We start from the raw sequence: 7,680 nt of genomic DNA, 5'->3' as shown, positions 1-7,680 counted from the left end.
CTCCCCCAGTTACCCCTCGCTGGCGCAGATTGCCGGGCACGCGCTGTCCAACATCTTTCTGGATGCGCTGTCGGTGGATGTGGAGCGGGTTCAGCGCATCAACCAGACCCTGTCGCTCATTCCTGAAGAAAAGCGCACCCACAGCGCGCTGCGGCCTGTCGAGCTGCTCGTCATCGCCCCCTCGCAGCGGCTCGATGCCATCGCCGCCCGCCATGTGGGCGACCTGCCCGGCCCCGTGCGCACCATGCTGGGCGCCCTGGGCGTCACCTCGAACATGGCCGACGTGCGCGGCGCGGCACTGGCCAGTTACCTGCTGTTCGAACAGGGCTACACCCAGGAGCTGATGGCCCTGGGCCGGGCCGACACCCTGGCCCGGCGCGCCGACGTGTGCCGCTTCTTTGGCTGGAAAGACACCGGCGCCGCGCTGCGCACCCGCCTTCCCACCTGACACGGCGTGAAAGAACCCGCCAGCACCACGGGACTTGAAACGCCTAAAATCGCGGGTTCCGCCTGAGAAAGCCGCTTTTCATGACGTCATCCGCACGCAAACTCTTCGTCACCACCGCCCTGCCCTACGCCAACGGCAACTTCCACATCGGCCACATCATGGAATACATCCAGGCCGATATCTGGGTGCGCACGCAGCGGCTGCTGGGCAACGCGGTGAACTTCGTCGGCGCCGACGACACCCACGGCGCGCCCATCATGATCGCGGCCGAGAAGGCCGGCAAGACGCCGCAGCAGTTCGTGGCCGACATCGCCGCCGGGCGCAAGCAGTACCTCGATGGCTTTCACATCGAGTTCGACAACTGGCACAGCACCGACGCGCCCGAGAACCACGAGCTGGCCCAGGACATCTACCGCGGCCTCAAGGCCAACGGCCTGATCGAAACCCGCACCATCGAGCAGTTCTTCGACCCCGAGAAGAACATGTTCCTGCCCGACCGCTTCATCAAGGGCGAGTGCCCCAAGTGCCACGCCAAGGACCAGTACGGCGACAACTGCGAGGTCTGCGGCGCCGTGTACGCGCCTACCGACCTCATCAACCCCTACTCCGCACTCTCGGGCGCCAAGCCGCTGCTCAAAAGCTCGGAGCATTTCTTCTTCAAGCTGTCGGACCCGCGTTGCGTGGCCTTTTTGGAAGACTGGACGCAAAACGGCCGCCTGCAGCCCGAGGTGGCCAACAAGGTGCGCGAATGGTTCACCGTGCGCACCAACCCCGACGGCACGAAGAGTGAGGGCCTGGGCGACTGGGACATCTCGCGCGATGCGCCTTACTTCGGTATCGAAATCCCCGATGCGCCGGGCAAATACTTTTATGTGTGGCTCGACGCCCCCATTGGCTACCTGGCCTCGTTGAAAAACCTGCTGACCAAGCGCGGCGAGGACTACGAGGCCTACATGGCCGACCCGGCGCTGGAGCAGTACCACTTCATCGGCAAGGACATCGTCACCTTCCACACTCTGTTCTGGCCCGCCACGCTGAAGTTCAGTGGCCGCAAGGTGCCCGACTCGGTGTTCGTGCACGGCTTCCTCACGGTGAACAACGGTGAGAAGATGAGCAAGAGCCGGGGCACCGGCCTCGATCCGCTCAAGTACCTGGGCCTCTCGATGAACGCCGAGTGGCTGCGCTACTACCTGGCCACCAAGCTCAGCAGCCGCAACGAAGACATCGACTTCAACGCCGATGACTTCATGGCCCGCGTGAACAGCGATTTGATTGGCAAATACATCAACATCGCCAGCCGCGCGGCCGGGTTCATCAGCAAGCGCTTTGGCGGCGCGCTCGGCGAAGTCTCGGCCGACGGCGACGCGCTGCTGGACCACCTGCGCACCGTGGCGCCGTCGGTCATCGAGCTGCTGGCCGAGCGCGAATATGGCAAAGCCCTGCGCGAGACCATGCTGCTGGCCGACCGCGTGAACGCCTATGTAGACCAGAACAAGCCCTGGGAGCTGGCCAAGCAAGACGGCATGGAAGCCCGCCTGCACGACGTGTGCACCACCTGCATCGAAGCCTTCCGCGTGCTCACCATCCTGCTCAAGCCCGTGCTGCCAGCGCTGGCCGCGCAGGTCGAGGCCTTTTTGAAGGTCGAGCCCTTCACCTTCGCCAGCGCGCAGGTGATGCTGGGCCAGGGCCATGTGATCGGCGAATACAAGCACCTGATGCAGCGCGTGGACATCAAGCAGCTTGAAGCATTGTTTGAGCCTCCAGCCCAGGCAGATCAATCGCAGGCAGCTACTGAAACAGTAGCACCCGGCGGCGAAGAACTGGCCCCCGCCATCACCATCGACGACTTCACCAAGATCGACCTGCGCATCGCGCTGATCGTGAACTGCGAAGCCGTGGAAGGCTCGACCAAGCTGCTGCGCCTGACGCTGGATGTGGGCGAGGGCAAAACCCGCAACGTGTTCAGCGGCATCGCCAGCGCCTACCAACCCGCAGACCTGATTGGCAAGCACACCGTGATGGTGGCCAACCTCGCGCCGCGCAAGATGAAGTTTGGCGTGTCCGAGGGCATGGTGCTGGCCGCCAGCCATGGTGACGAGAAGGCGAACCCAGGGATTTTTGTGCTGAACCCTTGGCCTGGTGCAACGCCAGGCATGCGGGTGCGCTGAAAGCGACCCGGCCCATGCGCTGTCTGGCCTGTGCTCTGGCGGGCGCCTTGCTGCTGCCGCAGTTGCTGGCCGGCTGCACGGTGGTGGCGGTGACCGCCACGGCCGTTAGCGTCACGGCCACCGCCGTGGGCTTGGCGGCGGATGCTGCCGTGGGCACTGCCAAGGTGGTGGGCAAGGGCGTGGGAATGGCCGTCGATGCCCTGTCCAGTGACGGGACAGCGGCGGACAGCAGCGGCATCCAGATCAGGGAGTCCATCCGCCCGGCGCCCGCAGAGCAATCCGCACCGCCCGCTCTGCCGGGCACACTGCCCCAGTCCAACCCGCCCACCGCTCACTCTCCGGTATAGCGCCCCGGCCGGTGGCTGATCCACAAAAAGCCGCTCATCACCAGCACCGCCAGCACCGAATACGCCACGCGCTCCACCGGCACGATGAAAAGTGCCAACAGCACCACAGTGCCGTCGATCATCATCTGCACCTTGCCTGCACGCATGCCGTAACGGGCTTGCAGGTACAGCGATATCACCGTGGCACCCCCCAGGCTGGAGCGGTGGCGCGCCAAAAACAGGCAGCCCGTGCCCAGCAGCAACCCGCCCAGCAGCGAGGCGAACAGCGGGTTCAGGTAGTCCACATGCATGACGTGCGGGAAGAGCTCCGTCAGCAGTGACAGCAGGGCCACGCAGACAAAAGTCTTGATGGTGAACTCGCGGCCCATGCGCGTCCATGCAAACCAGTAGAACGGCAGGTTGACAACAAAGAAGAGTTTGCCAAACGAGATGCCCGTAACGTAGTGCAGCAAAAACGCCACACCCGCCGTGCCCCCCACCAGCAACCCCGCCTGGTTGAACAGCATGAGTGCCATGGCCACAAACAGGGTGCCGGCAAACAGTGCCTGCGCATCTTCAAACGTGCCGTGGCGCAGGGAGGATGGCGGGGCGGAGGCGTCAGACATGGGTGGATTCATGGGATGGAGGCAAGCAAGCAACGCGCCAGACGGCGGGGCGGCTGACCGCTGCGCCAACCGAGCCCGCCGCACGATTTTCGATCATATCGGCCTGCAGCGCTTACCAATCAAGTGCTATAAGCTATTAAAAAAATAGCGACAGGATCGACGGCAGGCGATCGGGGTGCGGCCGCTACGGTTGCACTTTGTCACCGGCTCACTACACTGGCGCACCGGCTTGGGCCTTCGTTCTTTACCCACTCCCTCTCCATCCATGCGTTTCTCGTTTGCCTTCCGCCCCCGTCTGCTGGATGCCCTGCGCGGCTACAGCCGCAACCGCTGGCTCGCCGATGTGGGCGCAGGTGTCACGGTGGGCATCGTCGCGCTGCCGCTGGCCATGGCGTTTGCCATCGCCAGCGGCCTCAAGCCCGAGGCGGGGTTGTGGACGGCCATCATCGGCGGCTTCCTCATTGCGCTGCTGGGCGGCACCAATGTGCAGATTGGCGGGCCGGCCGGGGCGTTCATCGTCATCGTCTACGGCATCGTCGAGCGCTATGGCGTGGCCAACCTGCTGATTTCTACGGCCTGTGCGGGGGTGCTGCTGTTCCTGCTCGGGATGTTCAAGCTGGGCAGCCTGGTGCGCTTCGTGCCGGTGAGCATCGTCATCGGGTTTACCAACGGCATTGCGGTGCTGATCGCGCTGTCGCAGGTGAAGGACTGGCTGGGTTTGTCCATCGACAAGATGCCGGGCAACTTTTTCTCGCAGGTTCATGTGCTGGGCCAGCACATCGGCACGCTGAACCCCTATGCGCTGGGGCTGGGCGGGCTGTGCCTGGGCGGCCTGTTCCTGTGGCCGCGCCTGTTCATGCACGGCTCGCCGGTGCTGCGCATTGCCGAGGGCCACACCGTGCGCTCTTTTGCACGCGTGCCTGCGCCCGTGGTGGCCCTGATCACCCTGACCGCGCTGGCCTATGTGATGGACTACCCAGTGGAGACGATTGGCTCGCGCTTTGGCGGCATTCCGCAGCAGGCGCCAGCGTTTGCGTTGCCCGATTTTTCGTGGGACACCGTGCGCCTGCTGGTCACGCCCACCGTCACCATTGCGCTACTGGGCGCCATCGAGTCGCTGCTGTGTGCGCGCGTAGCCGACCAGCTGGCCACCAACCCGCACCACAAGAAGCACGACCCCAACCAGGAGCTCATGGCCCAGGGCGTTGCCAATTTCATAGTGCCGTTCTTTGGGGGCATGCCCGCTACCGGCACCATTGCGCGCACCGTGACCAACCTGCGCGCGGGCGCCACCAGCCCCATCGCCGGCATCGTGCACGCTGCCACGCTGGCGCTCATCGTGCTGCTGGCCGCGCCGCTGGCCCTGCACATCCCGCTGGCGGTGCTGGCGGGCATCCTGCTTTATGTGGCCTGGAACATGGGCGAGTGGCACGAGTTTGTGCGCCTCAAGCATTTCAGCAACCACTACCGGCTGCTCATGCTGGGTACGTTCTTCCTGACCGTGGTGTTTGACCTCACGGTGGCGGTGGAGGTGGGGCTTGGGCTGGCCTGCGTGCTGTTTGTGCGGCGCATGAGCGCACTGTTCCGCGCCGAGCCCGAGTTGCCCCGCGCCACCACGGCCACGGCCCCTGCCGCTGACCAAGGGGAATTGGCACCAGGAGCCTGTCGGACTTGGAGCGTCGAAAGCGAAAATCGGACCCAGCGAGGACAGTTTTCGCCGGATTTGCAGCCCCATAGCGGGGCTATGGGGCAAAAAGACGGTGAAAAATGGACCGCTGCGGCCGATTTGCAGCCGACGATTTCCACGTCCGACAGGCTCCTAGCGGCAGGCCCCCGCCCCCGCCTGGCCTGGCGCCTGCACGGTGCGCTGTTTTTTGGGGCTGCCGCCAAGATCGACCCCATTGTGCAGGCCGTGGAGGCTGGCCCCGAAGGCCCCGAAGTGGTACTGAACGCGCGCGACCTGTTTGCCCTGGACACCACGGGCCTGGAAGGCCTGGAGCAGATTCTGAAAGCCGTGGGCCAACGCGGCGGCGTGCTGTGCGTGCAGGATGCCCAAGAGCAGCCGCGCTCGCTGATGGAGCGTTCGGGCTTCAACGCCCGGCTGGCAGCGCAGAACGCAGCCCAGCACCGCAAAAGCTCCTAAAAAGAGAGCTGCTTGCGCTTATGCAGCAAGCGTTTCATCCGTTTTTTACTATCAATCGTTGGCACAGGGCGCAGCGTCCCCACTGCCTTGCATGGCTCGCGCCTGCCAGTCCCCGGGCGCACACCCTGTCCAGCGCCGAAACGCCCGGTTGAATGCGCTGGCCTCCGAAAACCCCAGCCTGCGCGCGATGACGACGAACGGTTGCGCACCGTCTGCCACGGCCCGGCACGCCAGCGCCCGGCGCGCACTGTCCAGCAAATCCGAATAGTGCACGCCCTCGGCCGTGAGCCGCCGGGCAAACGCCCGCTCGGTCAGGCCGAACTGGCGCGCAGCCTGCGCCCGCTCGGTCACGCCCCTGTCGATGGCACCCGCCAGCCATTGCTCCACGCGCGAGCTCAGGCCCTGGGGCACCGACAACGCCGCCAGCTGGGCCGAGGCGTGGGCGCGGTGCAGGCCGGAGAGCGCCGCATCGGCCTGCGGCAAGGGCGCATCCAGCACGGCATTGGCCAGCAGCAGGCCGTTGAAAGCCTGCTCGAACTCCACCTCGGTCTCGAACACCGCGGCGTAGCCGGGCAGCGGCCCCAGTTGCCGGTGGGTGAACTGCACTCGCAGCGGCTGCACGGCGTGGCCCGAAACCCAGTGGCTGAAGCTCACCGTGGCCGCCAGCACGGCCTCGACCTGGTGCGCACTGAAAGCCAGCTCGCCCTGCTGCGGGTGGTACACCACCCAGCTCTGGTGCTCGCCGGCCAGGATCTGGAAGCGCCCGCCATCGCTGATGAGCCGCTGGTATTGCTGCAACAGGCCGATGGCATTGCGCAGCGTGGACGACGACAGCAAGATGAAACCGACCACATTGAAGCTGCCTGGCCCCACCGTGCGCCCGGCGTTCAGGCCGAAAGCCGGGTCGCCCGTCAGCTCGGCGGCCGCACGCCACAGGCGTGTGATGTCGTCGATGGGCCAGCGCGGCGCGTCCAGGCAATCGCTTGCCAGGCCCGCGCGTGCCAGCAGCCGCCCGCGCGCCAGGCCCTGGCGCTCGGCAGCCGCCACGACGGTATTGACCCAGCTCATCGCAACGCTGGGCGCCAGTAAATGGCTCACGCCCTGTTCATGGGGAACACATGGCTTCAACACCGTCATGCCCGTCGTCGCCCTGAGGAAAGGTCACGATCGGGCTCCAAAGTCAACATGCATGGTCTCCAAGGTCAAGGCTGGAGCGATCATAAAACGCTATCGTCTGGCGCACAAAGAACCTTACAGAGAACCGCACAGGTTCCACAAACAGGAGACAAACCATGGCAGCACAGCACCATGATGTGGTGATCGTTGGCGGCGGGCTGGCCGGCATCGTCACCGCGCTCGAAGCCCTGCGCGCGGGCCAGTCCGTGGCGCTGGTGGACCGCGATGCCCCCGAGCGCCTGGGAGGCCTCGCCCTGTGGGCGTTTGGCGGCATGGCGCTGGTGGGCACGGCGCTGCAGGCACGCATGAAGATCCCCGACTCGCCCGAGGCCGCGCTGCGCGACTGGGTGCGATTTGGCGAGATGGACCCGGCCGACACCTATCCGCAGCAGTGGGCGCGCTACTACGTCGAGCATTCGCGCGCCGAGGTGTACGACTGGCTTCTGGGCGAGGGCGTCAAATTCATGCCTGCGGTCAACTGGATCGAGCGCGGGCGGCATGGCGAGGGCAACAGCGTGCCGCGCTACCACATCATCTGGGGCACGGCACGCGAGCTCACGCGCCGCATGATCGCCGCGATGCGCCAGGCCGACACGGGCGGGCGGCTCACCGTGCTGCACCGCCACCGCGCCAGTGCGCTGGATTTGCAGCAAGGCCGCACGTCCGGCGTGCTGGCGGTGAACGAGGACACCGGTGCCGAGGTGCGGCTGACGGCTGCTGTGGTGGTGCTGGCCGTGGGCGGCATCAACGGCGGCCACGCGCAAACCCGCGCCAACTGGCCCACCAACCGCCC

At 65.7% G+C, this 7,680-nt stretch carries 6 protein-coding genes and 1 pseudogene; 5 read left to right on the top strand and 2 right to left on the bottom strand.

The window, feature by feature from the left end; all coding sequences use genetic code 11:
• The 3 genes and pseudogenes from DTW89_RS18205 to DTW89_RS18195 all read left to right on the top strand — a co-directional run.
• A pseudogene (locus tag DTW89_RS18205) lies at positions 1–448 on the top strand (patatin-like phospholipase family protein); the annotation flags it as partial.
• A gap of 80 nt (positions 449–528) precedes the next feature.
• Positions 529–2,616 carry a methionine--tRNA ligase gene (metG, locus tag DTW89_RS18200; protein ID WP_114656958.1) on the top strand — a complete coding sequence of 696 codons (2,088 nt, stop codon included), beginning with the start codon at positions 529–531 and terminating at the stop codon, positions 2,614–2,616.
• A 14-nt stretch (positions 2,617–2,630) separates the two neighbouring features.
• Positions 2,631–2,963, top strand: a complete 333-nt coding sequence (locus DTW89_RS18195) for a hypothetical protein (RefSeq protein ID WP_024816096.1) — start codon at positions 2,631–2,633, stop codon at positions 2,961–2,963.
• On the opposite strand, the gene DTW89_RS18190 is transcribed toward DTW89_RS18195, so the two are convergent.
• Positions 2,948–3,580 carry a YitT family protein gene (locus DTW89_RS18190; RefSeq protein ID WP_035242170.1) on the bottom strand — a complete coding sequence of 211 codons (633 nt, stop codon included), beginning with the start codon at positions 3,578–3,580 and terminating at the stop codon, positions 2,948–2,950. The two genes, DTW89_RS18195 and DTW89_RS18190, sit on opposite strands and share 16 nt — an antisense overlap.
• 253 nt (positions 3,581–3,833) lie before the next feature.
• Here DTW89_RS18190 and DTW89_RS18185 point away from each other — a divergent pair, with 253 nt between their 5' ends.
• Positions 3,834–5,711, top strand: a complete 1,878-nt coding sequence (locus DTW89_RS18185; RefSeq protein ID WP_024816098.1) for a SulP family inorganic anion transporter — start codon at positions 3,834–3,836, stop codon at positions 5,709–5,711.
• Between the two features lie 51 nt (positions 5,712–5,762).
• Here DTW89_RS18185 and DTW89_RS18175 read toward each other — a convergent pair whose 3' ends face one another.
• Positions 5,763–6,809 (bottom strand): AraC family transcriptional regulator, encoded by a 1,047-nt coding sequence (locus DTW89_RS18175; RefSeq protein WP_236637206.1) that lies wholly within the window; start codon positions 6,807–6,809, stop codon positions 5,763–5,765.
• A 194-nt stretch (positions 6,810–7,003) separates the two neighbouring features.
• Between DTW89_RS18175 and DTW89_RS18170 the strand changes: the two genes are divergently transcribed.
• Positions 7,004–7,680 (top strand): FAD-dependent oxidoreductase (locus tag DTW89_RS18170; protein WP_114656956.1); only part of this gene is annotated, 677 nt, incomplete at its 3' end.

This window comes from Acidovorax sp. BoFeN1 (assembly GCF_003345135.1).
Classification (GTDB): Bacteria; Pseudomonadota; Gammaproteobacteria; order Burkholderiales; family Burkholderiaceae_C; genus Acidovorax; species Acidovorax defluvii.
This window is presented reverse-complemented; position numbering and strand designations above follow the sequence as displayed.